Annotated in this window: 22 protein-coding genes; 19 read left to right on the forward strand and 3 right to left on the reverse strand. The window is 63.5% G+C overall.

The window, feature by feature from the left end:
- Positions 1-8 precede the first annotated feature (8 nt).
- The 3 genes from AC4FWB_RS15895 to AC4FWB_RS15905 form a co-directional block, all read right to left on the reverse strand.
- The gene (locus AC4FWB_RS15895) at positions 9-995 is read right to left on the reverse strand and encodes an MsnO8 family LLM class oxidoreductase (RefSeq protein WP_491027136.1); all 987 of its coding nucleotides are present in this window, start codon (positions 993-995) and stop codon (positions 9-11) included.
- Between the two features lie 184 nt (positions 996-1179).
- On the reverse strand, positions 1180-1542 hold the full coding sequence (locus AC4FWB_RS15900) for a DUF3088 domain-containing protein (protein WP_491027138.1): 363 nt from the start codon (positions 1540-1542) through the stop codon (positions 1180-1182).
- Positions 1543-1736: 194 nt separating this feature from the next.
- The gene (locus AC4FWB_RS15905; protein WP_491027139.1) at positions 1737-2075 is read right to left on the reverse strand and encodes a BRA0787 family protein; all 339 of its coding nucleotides are present in this window, start codon (positions 2073-2075) and stop codon (positions 1737-1739) included.
- Positions 2076-2292: 217 nt separating this feature from the next.
- Here AC4FWB_RS15905 and AC4FWB_RS15910 point away from each other — a divergent pair, with 217 nt between their 5' ends.
- The 19 genes from AC4FWB_RS15910 to AC4FWB_RS16000 all read left to right on the forward strand — a co-directional run bounded on the left by AC4FWB_RS15910 (position 2293) and on the right by AC4FWB_RS16000 (position 21623).
- Positions 2293-3345: an isopenicillin N synthase family dioxygenase gene (locus AC4FWB_RS15910; RefSeq protein WP_491027141.1), complete on the forward strand. Its 1053-nt coding sequence runs from the start codon at positions 2293-2295 to the stop codon at positions 3343-3345.
- A 28-nt stretch (positions 3346-3373) separates the two neighbouring features.
- The gene (locus AC4FWB_RS15915; protein ID WP_491027143.1) at positions 3374-4699 is read left to right on the forward strand and encodes an O-acetylhomoserine aminocarboxypropyltransferase/cysteine synthase family protein; all 1326 of its coding nucleotides are present in this window, start codon (positions 3374-3376) and stop codon (positions 4697-4699) included.
- Positions 4700-4746: 47 nt separating this feature from the next.
- The gene (locus tag AC4FWB_RS15920) at positions 4747-5778 is read left to right on the forward strand and encodes an ABC transporter substrate-binding protein (RefSeq protein WP_491027144.1); all 1032 of its coding nucleotides are present in this window, start codon (positions 4747-4749) and stop codon (positions 5776-5778) included.
- A gap of 9 nt (positions 5779-5787) precedes the next feature.
- On the forward strand, positions 5788-6789 hold the full coding sequence (locus AC4FWB_RS15925; RefSeq protein ID WP_491027145.1) for an ABC transporter permease: 1002 nt from the start codon (positions 5788-5790) through the stop codon (positions 6787-6789).
- Positions 6783-7574 (forward strand): ABC transporter ATP-binding protein, encoded by a 792-nt coding sequence (locus AC4FWB_RS15930; protein ID WP_491027146.1) that lies wholly within the window; start codon positions 6783-6785, stop codon positions 7572-7574. Before AC4FWB_RS15925 ends, AC4FWB_RS15930 begins: the two co-directional genes overlap by 7 nt.
- A complete protein-coding gene (locus AC4FWB_RS15935; protein WP_491027147.1) occupies positions 7571-7897 on the forward strand; it encodes a hypothetical protein in 327 nt (108 codons plus the stop codon). The genes AC4FWB_RS15930 and AC4FWB_RS15935 overlap by 4 nt, the downstream gene beginning before the upstream one ends.
- A gap of 478 nt (positions 7898-8375) precedes the next feature.
- Positions 8376-9410, forward strand: a complete 1035-nt coding sequence (locus tag AC4FWB_RS15940) for an amino acid ABC transporter substrate-binding protein (RefSeq protein ID WP_491027149.1) — start codon at positions 8376-8378, stop codon at positions 9408-9410.
- A 6-nt stretch (positions 9411-9416) separates the two neighbouring features.
- Positions 9417-10610: an amino acid ABC transporter permease gene (locus tag AC4FWB_RS15945; protein WP_491027151.1), complete on the forward strand. Its 1194-nt coding sequence runs from the start codon at positions 9417-9419 to the stop codon at positions 10608-10610.
- A 47-nt stretch (positions 10611-10657) separates the two neighbouring features.
- A complete protein-coding gene (locus AC4FWB_RS15950) occupies positions 10658-11689 on the forward strand; it encodes an amino acid ABC transporter permease (protein WP_491027152.1) in 1032 nt (343 codons plus the stop codon).
- Positions 11690-11739: 50 nt separating this feature from the next.
- Entirely contained in the window at positions 11740-12759 is a 1020-nt protein-coding gene (gene curA, locus AC4FWB_RS15955) for an NADPH-dependent curcumin/dihydrocurcumin reductase (RefSeq protein ID WP_491027153.1), read from the forward strand.
- Between the two features lie 145 nt (positions 12760-12904).
- Positions 12905-13468 carry an FMN reductase gene (gene msuE / locus AC4FWB_RS15960; RefSeq protein ID WP_491027154.1) on the forward strand — a complete coding sequence of 188 codons (564 nt, stop codon included), beginning with the start codon at positions 12905-12907 and terminating at the stop codon, positions 13466-13468.
- A 118-nt stretch (positions 13469-13586) separates the two neighbouring features.
- Positions 13587-14600: an ABC transporter permease gene (locus AC4FWB_RS15965; protein ID WP_491027155.1), complete on the forward strand. Its 1014-nt coding sequence runs from the start codon at positions 13587-13589 to the stop codon at positions 14598-14600.
- On the forward strand, positions 14597-15499 hold the full coding sequence (locus tag AC4FWB_RS15970) for an ABC transporter permease (RefSeq protein WP_491027156.1): 903 nt from the start codon (positions 14597-14599) through the stop codon (positions 15497-15499). Before AC4FWB_RS15965 ends, AC4FWB_RS15970 begins: the two co-directional genes overlap by 4 nt.
- Before the next feature lie 3 nt (positions 15500-15502).
- A complete protein-coding gene (locus AC4FWB_RS15975; protein ID WP_491027157.1) occupies positions 15503-16372 on the forward strand; it encodes an ABC transporter ATP-binding protein in 870 nt (289 codons plus the stop codon).
- Positions 16369-17112 carry an ABC transporter ATP-binding protein gene (locus AC4FWB_RS15980; protein ID WP_491027158.1) on the forward strand — a complete coding sequence of 248 codons (744 nt, stop codon included), beginning with the start codon at positions 16369-16371 and terminating at the stop codon, positions 17110-17112. Before AC4FWB_RS15975 ends, AC4FWB_RS15980 begins: the two co-directional genes overlap by 4 nt.
- A 211-nt stretch (positions 17113-17323) precedes the next feature.
- Positions 17324-18970 carry an ABC transporter substrate-binding protein gene (locus AC4FWB_RS15985; protein WP_491027159.1) on the forward strand — a complete coding sequence of 549 codons (1647 nt, stop codon included), beginning with the start codon at positions 17324-17326 and terminating at the stop codon, positions 18968-18970.
- An 87-nt stretch (positions 18971-19057) separates the two neighbouring features.
- Positions 19058-19267, forward strand: a complete 210-nt coding sequence (locus AC4FWB_RS15990; protein WP_491027160.1) for a hypothetical protein — start codon at positions 19058-19060, stop codon at positions 19265-19267.
- A complete protein-coding gene (locus AC4FWB_RS15995; protein ID WP_491027161.1) occupies positions 19264-20631 on the forward strand; it encodes an ABC transporter substrate-binding protein in 1368 nt (455 codons plus the stop codon). Before AC4FWB_RS15990 ends, AC4FWB_RS15995 begins: the two co-directional genes overlap by 4 nt.
- A gap of 32 nt (positions 20632-20663) precedes the next feature.
- Positions 20664-21623: an ABC transporter permease gene (locus AC4FWB_RS16000; RefSeq protein ID WP_491027162.1), complete on the forward strand. Its 960-nt coding sequence runs from the start codon at positions 20664-20666 to the stop codon at positions 21621-21623.
- The last annotated feature ends 2 nt before the right edge of the window (positions 21624-21625 follow it).

Here is a 21625-nt window from a genome sequence, read left to right on the forward strand (position 1 = left end):
CTGATCGTTCAAGCGGCGGCGGCGGGCCGTTGCCGCACCAGCGCCTCTATGGTTGCAAGGCGCCACAGCCCACCGACGGCGGGCTCGACGATGAACTCTCCGGTTCCGGAGCGGGCATGCAGGCGGTCGAGCTCGGAACGGACCTGATCCGGCGTGCCCGCAATCACGCTCGGCTGCTTGGGTTCGATGCGGTATTCGTTCGCCCCCAGCTGGCGCGCGTAATCCTTGGCTTGCTCTTCGCTGCCGACGGTGACGCTTTGCGCGCCTGGAACATGGACCTTGAACAGCTTCGTCTTCGAGGCTTCGGCCTCGGCTTCCCCAGCGTGGTCGGAGACTATCACCGAGACCGCGACGATCGGCACGCGCCCGGTCGCCTCGCGATAGGCCGAGACCGTTTCGTCAAGCAAAGTATCGTCGCCGTTGAGGTGACGGGCGAAGACGAACTCCCATCCATGCGCCGCGGCAAGCTCAGCGCTCTCGACGCTCGCGCCCAGCAGGAAGCGCTGCGGCGCGATGGAGGGACGAGGCGTCGCCCTCAGCCCGGCTATCGGTCCGGTGGCGTCGAGATGGGCGCCGAGCTCTGCGACCTGCTGGCCGAAATCGGGCTTTTTCGCAGGATCGCGATCACCCTGCAGGGCTCGTGTCGACAACGGCAGGCCGCCGGGCGCCTTGCCGATGCCCAGATCGACACGGCCCGGCGCGAGCGAGGCCAGCAGATTGAAATTCTCGGCAACCTTGTAGGCGCTGTAGTGCTGCAGCATCACGCCGCCCGAACCGATCCGGATGCGGCTGGTGAGCGCCAGCAAATGCGCGATCAGCACTTCGGGCGAGGAGCTTGCCAGTTCCGCGACGTTGTGATGCTCGGCCACCCAAAAGCGGCGGTAGCCAAGTTTCTCGGCCAGTTGCGCCAGCGCTATTGTGCGCTTGAGCGCATCGGTCGCACTTTCGCCCTTGGCCAGGGGACTCTTGTCGAGGAGGCTTAGAGCATATGCCATGAGATCTCCGCATCGCGGGCCGAAAGACGATATGGCCGTTGGCTGCAGAGATTAGTCTATTTAATCTACAAACTTTATAGACTGTATGCCGAATTTCACGGCGCGAGAGAAAAACCCTTGCTCATCCCATGCCGGGTTTGAAACGTTCCGCCCGGCAACTCCGCGCGTTTCCGCGTGCCAGGCCTCACGGGTGGGGCGGCGGGATCAGCCGGTCTTCGACAAGAGCGTCGATGATGCGCTCCGCTCCGGAGACGAACTGTCGGCCATTGGCTTCGCCGCTGGCATGGGCCGAGGACTGACCGGCAGGAAGGATCAGCACCGGGAGCGCCTGGTTGGCCTCGCCGATGAGCTCGATCACTTGCCCGCGCGGGCGAGGAAAGGCGATCCGGTGAACATCGATCGTCTCGAGGAGTTTCGGGAAGGAGGCGAGCACGCCTTCCACCAGAGCACAGTGCCGGCAGAAAAAGCGCTGGCCCGGAAACTTGGCGTCCTCGAAGTCGGGGGCAAGCAGGAAGAGTGTGGCTTTGTCTGTATTGGCTGAGGTCAATGGAGCTTCCACTTCGAGCGAGATGTCACTGCGGCTGAAGCCTATCCTCGCGAGTGGTTTTGCTAGAAGGCGGGGATTTTCGAAGCAGACGCCTGCTTGGACAATAATCGTCTCCTCAACCGTACCCGCCCCGAAAGCCGATGCTACCGCCGAAGCCGGCCCAGGCCGACCTCGGCGGCTGCAAATGGGTCCGCCTATCGGATGGCACCGAAGGCGCGCAGCTTGTCGACGCACAGCGAGCGAAGAATGAGAGCGGCATCGGCGTAAGTGGCCGGCCTGTCGCCGTTTGAGATCGATGTGTCGCCGACGATCGACGAGACGTCGCCCTCGATGCGCCATGGAAGGATGTCCGTGCAAGTCCGCATGCGGCCGAAGACGGAACTGATCGGCACCAGCCGGCCCTCGAATTCCACTTGAGGCTCGTCCGCCCCCGGCGCCCAGTCCTGATAGGCCTCCAGCGCCTCGTCGAACGCTCCATGCAGCAGGACGGGCGCATGACCCTCATGCAGCGAAGGCAATTGGCGTGTGGTCATAAGGTCTCCTCCTCGAAGCGGCAGCTCCACACCTCGTTCTGATATTGCGTGCGATCAGGGTCAAAGTCTATAAGTTTTATAGAATTAACAAAAATTCGCCTCCGCGGGCGCGTCCGCGATACGCGAATTCTTCCGGCCCTGTCTGAAAAGGTCGGCATTTTCTTTGTTTCCCATGTTGGCGGTGCAAGGCTTTCGTCCTCAGAGAAAGAGGATGGAAATGAGCAAGGCCGCCGACGCGAGAACAATCCCGGTGCTGGACTTTTCCGGCTACAATTCCGATCCGGACTCCCGCAGGCGGTTCCTCGAAGAACTGCGGCGCGCGGCGCGCGATGTGGGGTTCTTCTATCTCTCCGGCCACGGAATTCCGCAGTCATTGATCGATGACGTGCTGGGCGCCTCGCGCCGCTTCTTCGCTTTGCCGGATGAGGACAAGCTCGAGATCGAGATGGTCAACTCGCCGCATTTCCGCGGCTACAACCGCGTCGGCCAGGAATTGACGAAGGGGCAGAGGGACTGGCGCGAGCAGGTCGATATCGGCTCGGAGGCGCCGGCACTGTCGCGCGATGCGGGACAGCCCGCATGGCGGCGACTGCAGGGGCCGAACCAGTGGCCAAACGCTTTACCGGAGTTGAAGCCCCTGCTGCTGGAGTGGCAGGAGCGCCTGACCGAGCTGTCGACCAAGGTGCTCAAGGCATTCGCCACCATCCTCGAGCAGGATGAGAACGCCTTCGAAGCGATCTACGCCGGTACGCCCAATCATCTCATCAAGATCATCCGCTACCCGGGGCGCGACTCCACCGAGAGCGAGCAGGGTGTCGGCGCGCATAAGGACAGCGGCTTCCTCACCCTCCTGCTGCAGGAGCGGCAGAGGGGCTTGCAGGTCGAGGCCGCCGACGGCAGCTGGATCGACGCCGAGCCGCGCGCTGGAACCTTCGTGGTCAATATCGGCGAACTCCTTGAGATGGCGACCGATGGCTACCTCAAAGCGACGGTCCACCGGGTGGTGACGCCGCCGGCCGGCATCGACCGGCTGTCCGTCGCCTTTTTCCTGGGTGCGCCGTTCGACGCCGAGATCCCGTTGCTGGACCTCACCCCGCATTTGAAGGCGCAGGCCAACGGCGTCACGCGCGATCCGCAAAATCCGCTTTATCGCAACTCCGGCCAGAACGCGCTGAAGAGCCGCCTGCGCTCGCACCCCGACGTCGCGCAGCGACACCATGCCGACCTGCTCGCCGCCCAGGCCCGGGCCGAAGTCGCACCGTTTGCCTGATCGCAGGGCTCAAACAGGAGGAAGTCACATGACGCTGGAAAATCTATCCCCCGAGACTCTCGCCCTGCACGGCGGCAATTGGCGCGCCGACCCGGTTAGCGGCGCCGTCGCGGTGCCGATTTATCAGACTACGTCCTATCAGTTTCAGGATACGTCTCATGCTGATCGGCTGTTCGCACTGGACGAGATCGGCCACATCTACACGCGTGTTTCCAATCCGACGCAGGACGTGCTGGAAACCCGCATCGCCGCATTGGAGGGAGGTGCTGCGGCGCTTCTGCTCTCCTCCGGCCAGGCGGCTTCGGCCTATTCGGTCCTGAACCTTGCCGGCGCCGGCGACAACATCGTCTCCTCCACGGACCTCTATGGCGGCACCTGGGCGCTGTTTGCGGCGACACTCAAACATCTCGGCGTCGAAGTGCGCTTCGTCGATCCGGCCGATCCGGAGAATTTCCGGCGCGCAACCGACGCGCGCACCCGCGCCTATTACGCCGAATCCTTGCCCAACCCGAAGCTTCAGGTGTTCCCGATCAAGGAGGTCGCCGATATCGGTCGTTCGCTGGGCGTGCCGCTGATCGTCGACAACACGGCCGCGCCGCTCAGCATCCGGCCTTTCGATCATGGCGCCGCGGTGGTCGTCTATTCGGCGACCAAATATATCGGCGGCCACGGCACCTCGATCGGCGGCATCGTCATCGACGGCGGCAACTTCCCCTGGGAAGAGCATGCCGAGCGATTCCCGACGCTCAATCAGCCCGATCCGAGCTATCACGGCAAGGTCTGGGTGGAAGCAGCCAAGCCGCTCGGGCCGGTGGCCTATGTGCTGCGCGTCCGCACCGTTCTGCTGCGCGATGTCGGCGCCGCCATCAGCCCGTTCAATGCCTTCCAGTTGTTGCAGGGTCTGGAAACGCTGCCTTTGCGCATTCGCCAGCACAATGAGAATGCCATCAAGGTGGCGGAATATCTCAAAGGTCACCCGAAGATCTCGAACGTCATCTTCCCGCGCTATCAGACCGGCGAGAACAAGCGCCGCGCCGACGCCTATTTCCGGTCCGGCAGCTATGGCGCACTGGTCGGGTTCGAACTGAAGGACGGCCGCGAGGCGGGCCGTTCCTTTATCAACGGGCTGAAGCTGCTCTATCACGTGGCGAATATCGGCGATGCGCGCTCGCTGGCGATCCATCCGTCGACCACGACCCATTCGCAGCTCTCCCCCGAGGAGCAGCTGGCGACCGGAGTCACGCCTGGCTATGTCCGGCTTTCCATCGGCATCGAGCATCCCGACGACATCATCCGCGATCTCGAACAGGCGCTCGATCAGGTCGCCGGCGACCGCGAGCTGAAGGCTGCGTGAGGCATCCGCCGGCAAACGTCGGCTTCAAATCCAAAGAGGAGAGGGCAATGGGTTCCAGCAACGACATTGGAAGCTCGAAAATCTCCCGGCGCGGCGTGCTGAAGACCGCCGGTGCGCTGGGCATCGGCGCCGCCGCGGTCGGCCTGCTTGCGAGACCGACCAGCTATGCCATCGCAGGCAACGCGACAAAGGTCAGGCTATCCTGGACCGAATTCGCTGCCTGCCACTCGCCGATCGCATTTGCGCTGTCGAAGGGCATCTACGCCAAGCATGACCTCGACATCGAGCTTTACTACCAGGGCGCCAGCGGGCTGACGCTGATCCAGTCGATCGCCACCAACAAGACCGACGCCGGCGCCGGCCTGCTTTACGACTGGGTCAAGCCGCTCGAACAGGGGCTCGACGTAAAGCTGTTCGCCGGCTCGCATGGCGGCTGCACCAGGCTGCTCGCGTCGAAGGCTTCCGGGGTCAAGAAGCTGGAGGACCTGAAGGGCAAGACGATCGTTTCCTACGACGTTGCCAGCCCGCCCAAGCATTCGTTCCAGGTGGCGCTGGCCAAGGCCGGGCTCGATCCGAACAACGACGTCAACTGGACCAACGTGCCGTTCGACCTCGTCGGCGAGACCGTGGGCAAGGGGCAGGCGGATGCGCTCGCCCATCTCGATCCCTGGGCCTATGCGCAGAAGAAGAAGTTCGACCTTGTCGAGGTCGCCAACACCCAGACGGGCGTCTTCGAAGGCACGGTCTGCTGCGTACTCGGCGTCAATTCCGCGTTCCTCGACGCAAACAAGGACGCCATCCGGCGCCTTGCGGAAGCCGACATCGAAATCCACGAATACGCCTCGCAGCATCCGGACGAGGTGGCGAAGTGGTTCGTCGACAATCTCAATCCCGGCTTCCCCGTCGAGGACATCCACGACGAGATCGCGTCCTGGGCCCTGCACACGCATCCGGTCGGCAAGGACCTGGAAGCGCAGGTCAAGCGCTCGGCGGAAGATCTGGCGCTGATCAAGGTGCTGGATCCGACCACCGTGCCCGCGGAACTCGCCTCGCGCGTCACCGTCGATATCCTGGCCTAGGCGCAGCACATGAGTGTGGCGGCCGACAAGCAAGAGGACGGCGCAGTGCTGGCTTCCGTGCTTGGCGGCGCCATCTGGAAACACGGTCTGATCGCGGCTGCGGCCTGGATTGCCGCCGCGATCGTCACCACGGCGCTACCCGATGTCGTTCCGTGGGGAAGCCGCGACCTTTTCGCGGGACTGCTGCTGGCCGGCGCGGCGATCCTTGCAGTGCTTGCCGTCACCATCGGCCGGCTTGGCCGGCTCGGCCCCTGGCTGATCCACTACGGCCCCTGGTTCATCGTGCTCGGTGTCTGGTTTGGTCTTTGGGAACTGACCACGGCAAAGCTCGGCTGGCTGCCGAAGCCGTTCTTTTCGCCGCCGCATGGGCTGCTGCATGTCTATATCGTAGACTGGCAACGCCTGCTGATCTGTGTCGCCTACACGGCACGCCTATGGTCGATCGGGTTCGGCAGCGGCATCGTCCTGGGCTTCATCGGCGGTGTCGCGCTCGGCTGGTCGAAGACCTTCTCCTACTGGGGCATGCCGGTCCTCAAATTGATCGGGCCCGTGCCGGCAAGCGCCTGGATACCGGCAACCTTCTTCCTGTTTCCCACGACCTTTCAGGCCAGCATCTTTCTCGTGGCGCTGGCGTCCGGCATTCCGGTCGCGATCCTCACCGCCTCCGGCGTCAACACCGTCAACCGCGCCTATTACGATGTTGCGCGCACGCTTGGAGCCGACAGCCGCTTTCTGGTGCTGTGCGTCGCGATCCCGGCGGCGCTGCCTAGCGTATTCGTCGGTCTGTTCATGGGCCTTTACTATTCCTTTGCGGTGCTGGTGGTCGCGGAAATGCTCGGCGCCAAATACGGTCTCGGCTGGTACCTTCAGTTCCAGACGGCCTATTCGGCCTATGCCAACGTCTATGCCGCTCTGATCGTCATGGCGTTGATCTGCTCTGGGCTGGTGAAGCTTCTGTTCGTCGTCCGCGACAGGCTGCTCTCCTGGCAAAAGGGAGTGGTGCAGTGGTAGCGGCAGCGGCAACGGTCAGGCGGGACGCTGACGGCTTGCATTCAGCGATCGATTTCCGCAGTGTTTCGCATCGCTATGAACTCGACGGCCAGGCGCTTCCGGTGCTTCACGACATAAGCCTCACGGTCGCTCCTGGCGAATTCGTCGCGCTGGTCGGCCCCTCCGGCTGCGGGAAATCGACGTTGCTGCGGCTGGCCGCCGGGCTCGATCGGCCTTCGCGGGGGGCGGTGCTGACGGCGGGAGCGCCGGTCCATAAGCCGGACCCGTCGCGTGTGCTCGTCTTTCAGGATCCGACACTGTTTCCGTGGCGCACGGTTCGCGACAATGTCGCGCTCGGTCCCCAGGCTCAGGGGCGTCTGGCGACGAGCGGCACTCGTATCGACGAGACCCTGAAACTGGTCAAGCTCGAGGGCTTTGCCGGCGCATATCCGCACCAGCTTTCCGGCGGCATGGCGCAGCGCGCAGCGCTGGCGCGCGCCCTGGTCAACAATCCGCGCGTGCTTCTGCTCGACGAGCCGCTGGGCCGCCTGGATTCCCTGACCCGGCTATCGATGCAGCAGGAGCTGCTCTCGCTCTGGCGCCAAGCCGGTCATGCCGTCATCCTCGTCACGCATGATGTCGAGGAGGCCTTGCTGCTTTCGCAGCGTGTGGTCGTTCTTTCTCCGCGTCCGGCCAGCATCAAGGCTATCGTCGAAGTCGATCTGCCCTATCCCCGGCACCGCGACGACAGCCGCGTCGTGAAGTTGCGGCAGCAGGTGCTCGAAATTTTGGGGTTCGGCGAATGACCGCGCCAGCGCTCGATCGCCGAGACCGCGTCACGCGGTGGCTCGAGATAGCCAGCACCTCGCTGATCGCGATCGCTGTCGTGTGGTGGGTGATCGTCTATGCCCAGGTGATGCGGAACACCAATTTCCCGGTCGAGCGGACGCTGCCTTGTCTTCTCTACACCTCGGACCGCTGCTCGCTGGCGATGGCGCTGTGCAGCAACTGGCATTTCCTGGGGATACGACGCTATTCGGAAGAGCTGCTTTGGGTGGGAGCATTCCTTTCAGCGCTGACATTGCTGTCCGGTTATCTGCCAACACATTCCAAACCGACACGGGACTAGTTCACGGCATTGACCTTCGACTCACGGGGGAGCGGTCGGTTGCTTCGTCAAAGTTTCATCTGATTCCGAAGTTAGACAATTGTCACAAGAATATTCCGGCTTCCGGTTGAGCTTTGGAATTGTCTTCGTGGAAGGTCGATTAGATTTAAGCCATAAGGAGGATGTTCAATGGTTTCCTCCCAAGCTTCTGGACTGTGTTCCCTCTGAAGGTTTGACCCTTCTTTTGGCCGGGCCGTATTCGGGCCCGGCTTTTTTCTTTTTCAGGCTGCAGAACTCGCCGCGGCTTCCATCTCAAAGGCCTCGGGTGAAATCCCCGCTTGTGCGCGCCGGCGAGGCAATCTGCTTCCCGAAGAGGCAGAAAATTGGATTGCCGTTCCTTAGTCTATAAAAATTGTAGAGTTAAGTTCACGCCAGGTCGAGAGGCGGGGGACGTTCCGCGGTCGACTGGCAACATCGAGAATCTCAGGAGTTGACTGACATGACAGTAGCAAAGCGTTCCGGCGCGCTGTGGAAGGCCGCGCTGGCGACAACGCTGGTGGTGGCGGCCGGGTTGTTCTCAACGGCGGGCCAGGCGGGGCCGACCCTCGACAAGATCAAGGAGCGGGGCCTGATCAAGGTTGGGGTCGGAACGACGCCCGGCTTCTTCTCGCCCGACAGCAATGGCCGCTGGCAGGGGTTCTTCGCCGACTATGGTCGGGCGCTGGCGATCACCGTCTTCGGTGATCCGGAAAAGGTCGAATTCACCAACTCCTCGCCGCAGCAGCGCTTGCCGGCGCTGCAGTCCGGCGAGTTCGACATCCTCTTGTCGGGCGTGACGGTGACGATCACGCGAGCTTTTCAGCTCGGCTTCCATTTCGGCCCGACCATCTTCTATGACGGCCAGGGCATCCTGGTCCGCAAGGATCTCGGCGTGACCAAGGCGGCCGATCTCGACGGCGCGACGATCGGCGTCCAGAGCGGAACCACGGGTGAGCTGAACATTGCCGACTTCTTCCGCAAGACCGGCAAGAAGTTCACGCCGGTGACTATCGAGGACACCGGTCAGTTCATCGACGCGCTGGAGACTGGACGCGTCGACGCGATCACGCAGGACTCGTCCGACCTTGTCGGCAAGCGTACTCAACTGAAGAAACCTGACGACTACATCATCTTGCCCGAGCGCTTGTCCAAGGAGCCGCTTGCGCCGGCGATTGCCGGCGGCGACGACCGCTGGCTCGAGATCGTCAACTGGACGGTCAACGCCACCATCCAGGCCGAGGAGTGGGGCATCACCAGCAAGAACATCGACGAATTCCTCGAATCGCCGGATCCCGCGATCCAGCGCTTCCTCGGCGTCGACCCGTCGCTATCGCAGGCCATCGGGCTCGATCCCAAATGGGCCTACAACATCATCAAGACCGTCGGCAACTACGGCGAAATCTACGAGCGCAACCTGAAGCCGCTCGGCTGGGAGCGCGGCTATAACAGCCTGTGGACCAACGGCGGGCTTCTCTATTCGCCGCCGTTCCGCTGAGCACCGATGGCATTGACGCTTGATCCCGTGCCGGGCCCGCAAGGGCCCGGCATCTTGCGTCGGATCTCCCGCTGGTGGGGAGACTGGCCGCTCACGCAGCTTGCCGTGATCTTGACGGTTATCGCGCTGTTCTGGCTGTTTGGCCACAACACGGCCGCGACGATGGCCCGCGTCGGCATCACGCCGGGCTTCGATTTCCTGGCGCGCCCGGCGAATTTCGAGATCGGCGAAGCGCCGATCGCGTTTGCCGCCGGCGATCCTTACGCGCGGGCGATCCTCGCAGGCTTCCTCAACACCATACGGGTCGCGGTGCTTGGCTGTGTCTTCGCAACGCTATTGGGCGTCCTCCTTGGCATCGCCGGCCTGTCCGGCAATTTGCTGCTGGCAGTGCTGGTGCGGTGGTATGTCGAGGTCATCCGCAACACGCCGCTGCTCCTGCAGCTCTTCTTCTGGATCGCGCTTGCCAAGTCGTTTCCGCCGCCAAGGCAGGCGGTCTCGGCTTTCCATTCGTTCTTCCTGAGCAACCGGGGCGTCTTCCTTCCGGGTCTCGTCCTTCATGATGCGACCGCGATCACCTGGTCGGCCACCATCGGCCTGGTCCTCGTCTTCGGCGTTGGATCCTGGCTCTTGTGGCGAGGCGGGCAACTGACGGTGAAGCGCTTCAGCGTGGGCATTCTTGCGTTGGCTATCGGCATCGTCGCGATTTTTGCGCTCACGGGCGCCCGTGCCGGGATCGAGCTTCCGGTCATGGCCGGCTTCAACATCCGCGGCGGTTACAATCTGACACCGGAATTCGCGGCACTGCTGACCGGGCTTGTCGTCAAGTTCTCGGCCGCTATCGCCGAGATCGTGCGAGCGGGCATCCTGTCGGTCAATCGCGGCCAGTGGGAGGCAGCCCGGGCGTTGGGTCTGCGCAACGGACAGATCATGCGTTTGATCGTGCTGCCCCAGGCTTTGCGCATCATCGCGCCACTGACGACCTCATCCTATCTCGATCTGATCAAGGATTCGAGCCTGGCGGTGGCCATCGGCTATCCGGACCTCGTCAGCATCGTCGGCACGACAGCGAACACCACCGGGCAATCGTTCGAAGCGCTGGCCATCCTGATTGCCATCTATCTGGCCATCAACCTTTCGGTGTCGGCAGCCATGAATGTCTACAACCGGCGCGTGGCGCTGCGGGGCACGGTGCGCGCATGAGCATCTCGGAAGCACTTCTTGCCTTGCCCGCCCGCCGGAGGGCTTCGTTGGATGCCTTGAAGACCGGGCTCTTCGGCACGCCGCTCAATTCCGCGCTCACCGTGCTCACGACGGCCTTCCTGATCTGGCTCGTGCCGCCGTTCCTGCGCTGGGCGATTGTCGAGGCCACCTGGACCGGGAGCGCTGCAGATTGTTCGTCTGGGTCCGGCGCCTGCTGGGCGTTCGTGTCGGCAAAATTCCGCTTCATCCTGTTCGCCTTCTATCCGCCCGAGCTGCAGTGGCGGCCATTGCTCGCCATGGTGCTCATCGTCGTGCTTCTCGCCACGACCGCGTTGCCGCGCTTCTGGCGCCGCGAATTGCTGATCGCCTGGCTGCTGGTGATCGGGACAATCTGGACGCTGATGTCGGGAACGCTCTTCCCGCCGATCGTGCCGTCCAACCAGTGGGGCGGCTTGCCGATAACCTTGTTGGTATGGGCGGTGTGTTTCGCCGGCGCCGCGCCGCTGGCCATCCTCCTTGCATTGGCCCGGCAATCGAAGCTGGGCGGCCTGCGCACACTCGCTGTCGTCTTCATCGAGCTGATGCGCGGCACGCCGATGGTGGCGATCCTCTATGTCGCCATGCTGATCATTCCGATGGCGATCCCCGGCGGCCAGCTCATCGACAAGACCGTTCGGGCCATCGTCATGGTGACGCTGTTCTGGTCCGCCTATCTGGCCGAGGTCGTACGCGCCGGCCTGCAAGCCATTCCGCCCGGCCAGACAGAGGCTGCCGCATCGCTGGGCCTTGGTTACTGGCGGACCATGCAGCTCGTCGTCCTGCCACAGGCGCTGCGCCTGGTCATCCCGGGCATGGTCAACCTGGCGATCGGCTTCCTGCTCGCCACATCGCTGCTTGCCGTGATCGGCATTTTCGATCTTCTCAACGCGGCGAAATCCTCCGCCTCCGATCCGAAGTGGCTGGGTTTCTACAACGAGGCCTATCTGCTCGCCGCGGTGATCTATTTTGTCCTGTGTTTCGGCGGTTCGCGCTACAGTCTGTGGCTCGAACGATATCTGCGTGGCTCGGAACGGCATTGAACCTCAAGGCCGGCCGAGGATTGCTCGAGTCCATTTCAAAGGAGACGCCAATGCCGGTCGGGACGAATACCCGAGTCGTGCTCGCTGCAAGACCTAAGGGGCAGCCGAAGCCCGGCGATTTCAGGATCGAAACGGTAGAGCTGCCGGAGCCCGGCGAGGGGGAGCTGCTGCTGCAGGTCCTCTATCTGTCGCTCGATCCCTATATGCGTGGCCGCATGGATGCCGCCAAGTCCTACGCCAAGCCGGTCGAGATCGATGGCGTCATGGAAGGCGGCACCGTCGCCCGCGTCGTAAGCTCCCGTCTTGACGGTTTTGTTGAAGGAGACATCGTTCTTTCCCATTCGGGCTGGCAGAGCTTTGCCGTTTCTGACGGCACCGGGTTGCGCAAGCTCGATCCGCGAGCGGCTCCCATCACGACCGCCCTTGGGGTTCTCGGCATGCCCGGCTTCACAGCCTATGCCGGCCTGCAGACCATCGGCCGGCCGAAGCCAGGCGAGACCGTCGTGGTGGCTGCGGCAAGCGGCGCGGTGGGTTCGGTCGTCGGTCAGATCGCGCGCATCAAGGGCGCCCGCGCCGTCGGCATCGCCGGTGGGGCCGACAAATGCGCGTTCGTGCGCGACCAGCTCGGCTTCGACGCGGTCGTCGATCATCGCGCAAGCGACTTCGAGGCGCGGTTGAGGGCTGCCTGCCCGGAAGGCATCGACGTCTATTTCGAGAATGTCGGTGGCCATGTCTGGGACGCCGTATTCCCCTTGCTCAACGACTTTGCCCGCGTCCCGGTATGCGGGCTGATCGCGCAGTACAGCGAGTTGGCGACTTCCGGTCCGGATCGTCTCCCATCGGTGATGCGTGACGTGCTGCGCCGCAGCCTGACGATCAGAGGCTTCATCCAGCGCGAGTTCGTGGAACAGCGCCCGGTCTTCTATGAAGCGATGGCCGGCTGGATTGCTTCGGGGCAGGTTCGGTACAAGGAAGATATCGTCGATGGGCTGCCGAATGCCCCGGATGCCTTCCTCGGCCTCCTGCAAGGACGCAATTTCGGCAAGCTGATCGTGCGCGTCTCGTCCTGATCGATGGCAACCGTCATTCGCCTGATCAATGGAAAAATTGTTCGGGGAGGGGCCCTCGAAAAGCGGATCGTTCCTTCTAAGGCATGCCACAGTCTATAAAAATTATAGACATTAGATCCAGCGTCGGCATATCGAGGAAGTGAGCATGCCCAACCCAACCGTTGTCGGTTTCTCCGGAAATTTCACCCGGCCGTCGAAGACACGTGGGTTTGTCGAGCAGGTTGTCAGGGACATCGCCGCCCGCAACACTTTGTCCGCGAGCACCTTCGACATCGAAGACGTCGGCGCCTCGCTCGGCAGCGCCAAATGGGCGCGCGATCTCGACCAGCAGGGCCGCGATGTTCTCGACAAGGTCGTCAACGCCGATGTGCTGGTGGTCGGCTCGCCGACCTACAAGGGCAGTTACACCGGTCTGTTCAAACACTTCTTCGACCTGCTCGATCCGGCCTCGCTGAGGGGCAAGCCGGTGCTGCTGCTTGCAACGGGCGGCGGCGAGCGACATGCGCTGATCGTCGAGCATCAGCTGCGGCCGCTGTTCGGCTTCTTCGAAGCGCTTGCCTTGCCGACGGCGGTCTATGCGACGGACAAGGATTTCACCGACGGCGTCCTGGTGTCCGAGGCAATCCGAAAGCGCGTTGCGCAGGCGGTCGACGAGGCAGGCTATGCGCTCTCGCGCCGCGCCGCCGGCCAGCGGATCGCGGCGGAATAGCCGAAGCGCCCGGCGACAATTCGACTGCACGCTCCGGAAGGTCGGAACCATGAGCGCCATTCTCGAGACGCCGCCGCTTCGTCGGAAAGCGAGCGTTGCCTTAGGCCTTCGGATTCCCGTGGCTGTACGCAGGCTCATTTCCGGCGCCGTAACCGTCGCCTTGGTCCTTGTCGGTCTGTTGTTCATCGTCTTCGCGATCGGACGGATTCTTCCCGTCGATCCCGTGCTCGCCGTGATTGGCGACCGGGCGCCGCAGGGGCTCTATGACGAGACGTTCCGGGCGATGCGCCTTGACCGTCCGCTGATCGAGCAGTTCGCATTGTTCTCGCTCGACATGCTGCGGGGCGATTTCGGCAGGTCGACCACGACGGGCAACCCTGTCGCCTCCGACCTTGCCCGGTTCTTTCCGGCCACACTGGAACTCGCCACCTTTGCCATCCTGTTCGGTGTCGCGGCCGGCCTGCCGCTTGGCGTCTGCTCGGCGCGCTTTGTGCGCCGCTGGCCGGATCATCTTGCTCGGATATTCTCCCTGCTAGGCCACTCCGTTCCCGTTTTCTGGCTGGGTCTCGTCGGCCTGCTGGTCTTCTACGCGCGCCTCGGCTGGGTCGGCGGTCCAGGGCGTATAGATATCGCCTATCAGTACACGGTGCCGGACGTGACGGGGCTTGTGCTTGTCGACACCGCCATCAGCGGCGATTGGAGTGCGTTCGCCGATGCGGTCTCGCACATCGTGCTCCCCGGCGCGCTGCTCAGCCTGATCGCGGTCGGCTATATCGCGCGCATGACACGCAGCTTCCTGCTTTGGCAGATGCGCCAGGATTATGTGAACGTTGCTCGCCTCAAGGGTCTCTCCGAAACCGCGATCCTCTGGCGGCATGCGCTGCCCAACGCAATCGGACCCATACTCGCGGTCGTCGCCTGGACCTATGCCTATCTTCTCGAAGGCGCGGTGCTGACCGAAACCGTGTTCGCCTGGCCCGGGCTCGGCCTCTATATCACGCAGTCGCTGTTCGCCGCCGATCTGCCCGCGGTACTGGCCGGCACGCTGATCGTCGGCGTTCTGTTCATGCTGCTGAACATGATTGCGGAGGTCGCCCAGTCCGCGCTCGATCCTCGCGCGAGGGCGCGATGATCGTGCTGAACGCCGCAGCCGCCTGGCTGGTCAGCGATGAGCCAGGTTCGCGCCTGCAGGCGCGGCTTGGCGCCGTCTATGCGGGTGTGGTTCGCCTTCTGAGCGATCCTGTCGGTGTGGCGGGATCATTCATCGTTTGCGTGGCGATCGCCACCGCGCTCGCAGCGCCGTATCTGCCGCTTTACAATCCCGATCTGCAGGTGCTGGCCGAGCGGCTCCAGCCACCGTCGGCCACGCACTGGTTTGGCACCGACACACTGGGACGCGATATTTTCGCTCGGCTGATCTTCGGCGCGCGGCCGACGCTCGCCATCGTGGCGCTGGTGCTCCTGTCGGCGGTGCCGCTTGGCGTCGTCGCCGGCGCCGCGGCCGGCCTCAATCCGTCCCTGGACAAGGTCATCATGCGGGCATGCGATGTCTTCATGGCGTTTCCGCGCCTGATCCTCGCCATCGCCGTCGCCGCAACGCTCGGAGCAGGCATGTCCACCGCCGTCATCGCCATAGCGGTGACCGGCTGGCCGCCCTATGCCCGTATCGCGCGGGCGGAGGCCATCGCCTATCGGCGCGCCGAGTTCATCCAGGCGGCGGAGACGCTCGGTGCCTCGAAGTCCAGGCTTCTGTTCCGCCATATCCTGCCGCTTTGCCTGCCGTCGGCGATCGTGCGCGCGGCGCTCGACGCGGCCGGCATCATCCTCATCACCTCCGGCCTCGGCTTCCTCGGATTGAGCCTGCCTCCGCCGCAGGCTGAGTGGGGTGCCATGGTCGCCGACGGCCGGACGGTCATCTTTGAGGCATGGTGGGTTTCGACCATCCCGGGTTTTGGAATATTGCTGCTCAGTCTCGGCTTCAACATGCTGGGGGATGCCTTGCGCGACGTCCTCGATCCGCGGTCGAGGTGAGCGATGGCCGTCGAACCGCTGCCCATTGAACCGCTGCCCGTCGAACCGTTGCTTGTCGTCGAAGGCCTCAATGTGCGTTTTTCCACGCCTTCCGGCCCGGTGGACGTCGTGCGCGGCCTAGGTTTCGAACTCGGGCGCGAGCGCCTGGCCATTGTCGGCGAATCCGGTTCGGGCAAGTCCATGACGGTCAGGGCTCTGCTCGGGCTGGCCGCGCCGGCGATCGTGACCGCGCGACAGGCGCGGTTTCTTGGGTATGATCTGTTGTCGCTTTCGCCCCGCGCGCTGCGCGCCATCCGCGGCCGTCGCATCGGCATGATCGTCCAGGACTCGCGCCAGGGGCTGAACCCGGTCAAGACCGTCGAGCATCAGGTCGCCGAGATGTTGCGCCTGCACCGGGGATTGTCGCAGCGCGAAGCCCGTCGGCGGGTGCCGGAACTCCTCGACGAGGTGCACATCGCCGACCCGAGACGCGTCGCCGGGCTCCATCCGCATGAGGTGTCGGGGGGCATGGCGCAGCGGATCATGATCGCCATGATGCTGGCCGGCGAGCCGGAAGTGTTGATCGCCGACGAATCGACCTCGGCGCTCGACGCGGTCGTCCAGCACGGCATCCTAGAGCTCATCGACGAGCAGGTCAGGCTGCGCGGCATGGGCCTGATCCTTATCAGCCATGACCTCGATCTTGTCGCCGGCTATGCCGATCGCGTGCTGGTGATGTATGGCGGACAGGTGCTCGAGACACTGGCGTCGGAGCAGGGTTACGACGCCGCGCGCCATCCTTACACCAGAGGCCTGCTGGCATGCCGGCCCTCGCTGGTGCATCCCGGCGGCCGTCTGCCGGTGCTGGCGCGCGACCCGGCCTGGCTGCAATGAACGGTCTGCCGATTGCGATCCGCGGTCTCTCCGTCGCATTCGGCGGCACGACGATCGTCGACGATGTCTCGCTGACGGTCGGCGCCGGCGAGAGCGTCGGCATCGTCGGCGAGTCCGGCTGCGGCAAGAGCACGCTTCTCAAATGCGTCGCCGGAATCCACAAGCATTGGAGCGGTGCGATCAGCGTGTTTGGTTCGCCGCTTTCACCAACCCGTTCGCTCGCTGAGCGGCGCTTGCTGCAGATCGTCTTTCAGGATCCGGCCGCCGCGCTCAATCCGGCGCATACTATCGACGACATATTGCGGGAACCGCTGGTCATTCACGGGATCGCCGATCGCGAGCGCAGGATCGCCGAGGCGCTCGATGCCGTCGCACTGCCGCGAAGCGCTCGCTTTCGTTTCCCTGGCCAGCTTTCCGGCGGCCAGCGTCAGCGTATCTGCATAGCCCGCGCCCTGCTGGTGGAACCGCGCATCCTTCTCCTCGACGAGCCCACCTCGGCGCTCGACGTTTCGGTCCAGGCGGAGGTCCTCAACCTGCTGACGCGGCTGCGCGAGGAGCGCGACATCAATTTCGTGCTGGTCAGCCACGATCTCGCCGTCGTCGCGCATATGTGCGAGCGGATCGTCGTCATGACGAACGGAAAGATTGCCGGAACGACGTCGCGGACGGAGCTTGCCGGCCGCTCGGCCAACGAGGCCTATCGAGCGCTTCTTGATTCCGCGCATCACGGCGCCGCCTGACGTCCGAACGCGCCGGTGCAGTGCCACGGCCCGCGATTTGAAATCAAAAACCCCGGCCGTTCCAAACTTTGGAAATCCATAACACTACAATGTCTATCAACTTAATAGATTGATTTTGCCGGCGCGGCTTGGCCGTTGCCTTGCCGCCGAGACCGGGGGACCGGGCAAGCCCGGGTTGTCTGCAACAGGGATTTTCTCAGGAGAGTGGGACATGAGCGCCCGTAAGAGCAATATATCAGCGTCACCAAGCCGGCGGTCGGTTCTGAAGTCGAGCCTCGCCGGGCTGCTCCTGGCCGCGTCGGCCATGACCTTCACGTTCTCACAGACCGTTCATGCCGCGACACCGCCCGATACGCTGGTGATCGCCAAGAACATCGACGACATCATCACGCTCGATCCGGCCGAGGTTTATGAGCTTAGCGGCGGCGAGGTGGTCAACAACATTTACGATCGCCTGCTGACCTTCGATCCAGGCGACTTCACCAAGCTGATCGGCGGCGCGGTGGAATCGTGGAAGATCTCCGACGACGGCCTGAACTTCACGTTCAAGATCCGCGACGGGCTTGTCTTCTCGTCAGGCCATGCGCTGACCGCTCAGGACGCCGTGTTCTCGCTGCAGCGCGTCGTCGCCCTGGGCAAGACGCCGGCCTTCATCCTGACCCAGTTCGGGTGGACCAAGGACAACGTCAAGGACCAGATCACCGCGCCCGACGACAAGACCCTGGTGGTCAAGCTCGACAAGCCCTATGCGCCGGAACTCTTCCTGAAGGCGCTATCGTCGGCTGTCGCTGCCGTGGTCGACAAGCAGGAGGCGCTGACGCACCAGGAGGGCGATGACCTTGGCTACGGCTGGCTGAAGACCCATTCCGCAGGCTCCGGCCCATACCAGCTCGTCACCTGGAAGCCGAACGAGGTGGTCGTGCTTTCCGCCAACCCGAACTACAAGCGCGAAGCCGTGCCGCTGAAGAACGTCATCGTGCGGCATGTGCCCGAGGCCGCTACGCAGCGATTGCTGGTCGAGAAGGGCGATGTGGATATCGCCCGCAACCTCAATGCCGACCAGATCAAGGCGCTGTCGACCAATGCCGACATCAAGCTGGTCTCCTCGCCGAAGACCAACATCCGCTATCTCGCGCTCAACCAGGCGATCGAGCCGCTCAAGAACCCGAAGGTGCAGCAGGCGATCCGCTGGGCGATCGATTACGAAGGCATCACCAGCAACATCCTCAAGGGCCAGTTCTTCGTCCACCAGAGTTTTTGGGGCAAGGGCTCCGGCGGGTCGCTCGATGAAACGCCCTATCACCTCGACATCGCCAAGGCGAAAGCTCTGCTGGCCGAGGCCGGCTACAAGGACGGTTTTTCGCTGAAGATCGACGCCTACAACTCGTCGCCCGACAAGGAAGCGGCGCAAGCCATCCAGGCGACGTTGGAGCAGGCCGGCATCAAGGTCGAGCTGAATGCCATCGATCGCGGACAGGTGACGTCGCGCTATCGCGCGCGCCAGCACGAGGCTGTCATCTCGGTCTGGTCCCCGGACTATCTCGACGTGCATTCGAGCGCCGAGTTCTTCACCGTCAACACTGACGATTCCGACAAAGCTTCCGCCAAGAACGCCGCCTGGCGCAACCATTGGCTGATCCCCGAATTGAGTGAAAAGACCCATTCGGGCCTGTTGGAAAGCGATCCCGCAAAGCGAACCGAAATCTACGCATCGCTCCAGAAGGAAGTGCGGGACAACTCGCCGATCATCGTCCTCTACCAGGAAGTCGAGCAGGCGCCGACGCGCGCCAATGTCAACGGCTTCGTCCTTGGCCCGAGCTGGGACACGCCGGTCTACTGGCGTACCGCCAAGAATTAATTCGCCGGCCCCGGCCTGCCCCAAGGCAGGCCGGTTTCCTTCCGGCGAAGCCAGGCCGATCCAGGAAACGACAATGGTATCCAGTTAATGAAACGCTTGCTTTCGTCCTTTGCCGCAGCCTTGGCGATGATCCTGCTTGCCGTTGGCCCGCTACGGGCCGCGCAGGCCGGCGGCACGCTGAACCTCATCGTCCAGCCCGAGCCGCCGACGCTGAATATCGGCGTGAACCGGCTGGGCCGACGACCTATGTCGGCAACAAGATCTATGAAAGCCTGCTCGACTATTCCCCCGACTTGAAGCCGCTGCCGCGGCTTGCCGAGAGCTGGACGATCTCGGACGACGGGCTGGTCTACACCTTCAAGCTGCGGAAGAACGTGAAGTGGCACGATGGCGAGCCGTTCACCGCCAAGGATGTGGTCTTCAGCTTCCGGAAATTCCTGCCGGCGCTGCAGGCGCGTTCACGTCTCAATCTCGCCGAGGTCAAGGACATCGCAACGCCGGACGACCATACGGTCGTGTTCACGCTGAAGCAGCCCTATCCGGCCTTCCTCTATGTCCACAACACGGCCGTTCTGCCGGCACATCTCTACGAAGGTGTGACCGACTATCGCAACGCCGCGGCCAATGCGAAGTTCATCGGCACCGGCCCGTTCAAATTCGTCGAATGGAACAAGGGGTCCTTCATCCATCTCGCCAAGAACCCGGATTACTGGGATGCGGGCAAGCCCTATCTCGACGATATCTATTTCCATGTCATCCCCGACGCCAACAGCCGCGCCGTCGCATTCGAAACCGGAAAGGTGGATGTGCTGAGGGCCGGCGATGTCGAGAATTTCGACATAAGGCGTCTGGCGCAGAATGACGGCGTCGAGCTGACCGAGGCCGGCTGGGAATTCCTGCAGCCGGTCGGCTATATCCACCTCAACAACCGCCATAAGCCGCTCGACGATGTCAGGGTGCGCCAGGCGATCGCCCACGCCATCGACCGGCAGTTCATCATCGACACGATCTTTGCCGGCTTCGGCCATGAGATCAACGGGCCGATCTCGCGCCTGTCGCGATTCAAGGACAGCTCCGTCGAGACGAAATACGAGTACGATCCGGCCAAGGCGAACGCGATCCTCGACGAGGTCGGGCTCAAGCCTGACGCCAATGGCGTTCGCTTCGAGGTGAAACTTGTCCCGCTGCCTTACGGCGAGCTGTGGCAGCGTCAGGCCGAGTACACGCGCGAGGCACTGGCCGCGATCGGCATCAAGGTCGACATCGTTACCACAGACGTGCCGGGCTGGTTCAAGCGCCTGACGACGTTCGACTACGATCTCGGGCAGAACTTCGTCTATACCACGCCCGATCCGGCGATCGGCATCAGCTATGCCTATACGACGATCCAGGGCGACAATGCCGGCACCACCGGCGGCAACGTCCACGGCTATTCCAACCCCGAGGTCGACCGGCTGCTCACCGACGCCAGCCACGAGAACGACATCGCCGAACGCAAGGCGCTCTATTCGCAGGCGCAGAAGATCATTTCGGCGGACGTGCCGCTCATCTGGACACACGACATCGTATTCCCGACGCTCTATCGCAAGACGGTGCACGATCTGATCACCTCGGGGCTCGGCACCGACGACAACTTCGCCGTCGTCTGGATCGATCATTGACCGGGGGCGGGAGAGTGGATCGCCTTGGTTTCTTGTTGGGACGAGCCGCCAAGGCGATCCTCATCCTCGCCGGCGTGATCGTCGTGAACTTCGTACTGCTCAGGCTGGCGCCGGGCGATCCGGCGTCGGTGCTGGCCGGCGACCAGGGCGCGGCCGATCCCGCCTTCGTCGAGGAGCTGCGCCACGATCTCGGTCTCGACCGGTCGATCCCCGAGCAATTGTGGATCTATGGCAAATCGCTGGCGCGCTTCGACTTCGGCCGGTCCTATCGCGACCAGCGGCCGGTGATCGACATCGTGGCGGAACGCCTGCCGGCGACCTTGCTGCTCACCTTGTCCGCCTTCGCCTTCGCGCTGCTCTCAGGCGTGCTGCTCGGCGCGGTCGCGGCCCGACGCGTCGGCAGCCTGCTCGACAGCCTGCTGACGACGCTAGCCCTGGTGTTCTTCGCCATGCCGCTGTTCTGGATCGGCCTGATGTCGATCCTGATCTTCTCGGTATGGCTGAACTGGCTGCCGTCCTACGGCATGCTCACTGTCGGCGCCGGCCATTCCGGACCGGCACTGGTCGCCGACGTCGCGCTCCATCTGCTGCTGCCGGCCCTGACGCTCGGCCTGTTCTACATGGCGATCTACATGCGGGTGACTCGCACGGCGGTGATCGAGGTGCTCGACCGGGATTTCGTGCGCACCGCCCGCTCGAAGGGGTTGCGTCCAGGCGCGATCTGGCGGCGCCATGTGCTGCGCAACGCGCTGCTGCCGATCATCACCTTCGCCTCGCTGCAGGCCGGCAATCTGATCGGCGGCTCCATCCTCATCGAAACCGTGTTCGGTTGGCCCGGTATCGGCCGACTGGCCTTCGACGCGCTGCTGCAGCGCGACTACAATCTGCTTCTGGCGATCTTCTTCGTCTCCGCGGCGATCGTCGTCGCCATCAACCTGGTCGCCGACATCCTCTACGTCGCGGCCGATCCGCGTATCGAGCTGGGCGCATAAAC

Source organism: Mesorhizobium sp. LEGMi-168a, from assembly GCF_058312955.1.

Coding starts and splice junctions, on each gene's coding strand:
- AC4FWB_RS15895 (WP_491027136.1), bottom strand. CDS start 995: ATGGCATATGCTCTAAGCCTCCTCGACAAGAGTCCCCTGGCCAAGGGC.
- AC4FWB_RS15905 (WP_491027139.1), bottom strand. CDS start 2,075: ATGACCACACGCCAATTGCCTTCGCTGCATGAGGGTCATGCGCCCGTC.
- AC4FWB_RS15910 (WP_491027141.1), top strand. CDS start 2,293: ATGAGCAAGGCCGCCGACGCGAGAACAATCCCGGTGCTGGACTTTTCC.
- AC4FWB_RS15915 (WP_491027143.1), top strand. CDS start 3,374: ATGACGCTGGAAAATCTATCCCCCGAGACTCTCGCCCTGCACGGCGGC.
- AC4FWB_RS15920 (WP_491027144.1), top strand. CDS start 4,747: ATGGGTTCCAGCAACGACATTGGAAGCTCGAAAATCTCCCGGCGCGGC.
- AC4FWB_RS15925 (WP_491027145.1), top strand. CDS start 5,788: ATGAGTGTGGCGGCCGACAAGCAAGAGGACGGCGCAGTGCTGGCTTCC.
- AC4FWB_RS15935 (WP_491027147.1), top strand. CDS start 7,571: ATGACCGCGCCAGCGCTCGATCGCCGAGACCGCGTCACGCGGTGGCTC.
- AC4FWB_RS15940 (WP_491027149.1), top strand. CDS start 8,376: ATGACAGTAGCAAAGCGTTCCGGCGCGCTGTGGAAGGCCGCGCTGGCG.
- AC4FWB_RS15945 (WP_491027151.1), top strand. CDS start 9,417: ATGGCATTGACGCTTGATCCCGTGCCGGGCCCGCAAGGGCCCGGCATC.
- curA (WP_491027153.1), top strand. CDS start 11,740: ATGCCGGTCGGGACGAATACCCGAGTCGTGCTCGCTGCAAGACCTAAG.
- msuE (WP_491027154.1), top strand. CDS start 12,905: ATGCCCAACCCAACCGTTGTCGGTTTCTCCGGAAATTTCACCCGGCCG.
- AC4FWB_RS15970 (WP_491027156.1), top strand. CDS start 14,597: ATGATCGTGCTGAACGCCGCAGCCGCCTGGCTGGTCAGCGATGAGCCA.
- AC4FWB_RS15975 (WP_491027157.1), top strand. CDS start 15,503: ATGGCCGTCGAACCGCTGCCCATTGAACCGCTGCCCGTCGAACCGTTG.
- AC4FWB_RS15980 (WP_491027158.1), top strand. CDS start 16,369: ATGAACGGTCTGCCGATTGCGATCCGCGGTCTCTCCGTCGCATTCGGC.
- AC4FWB_RS15985 (WP_491027159.1), top strand. CDS start 17,324: ATGAGCGCCCGTAAGAGCAATATATCAGCGTCACCAAGCCGGCGGTCG.
- AC4FWB_RS15990 (WP_491027160.1), top strand. CDS start 19,058: ATGAAACGCTTGCTTTCGTCCTTTGCCGCAGCCTTGGCGATGATCCTG.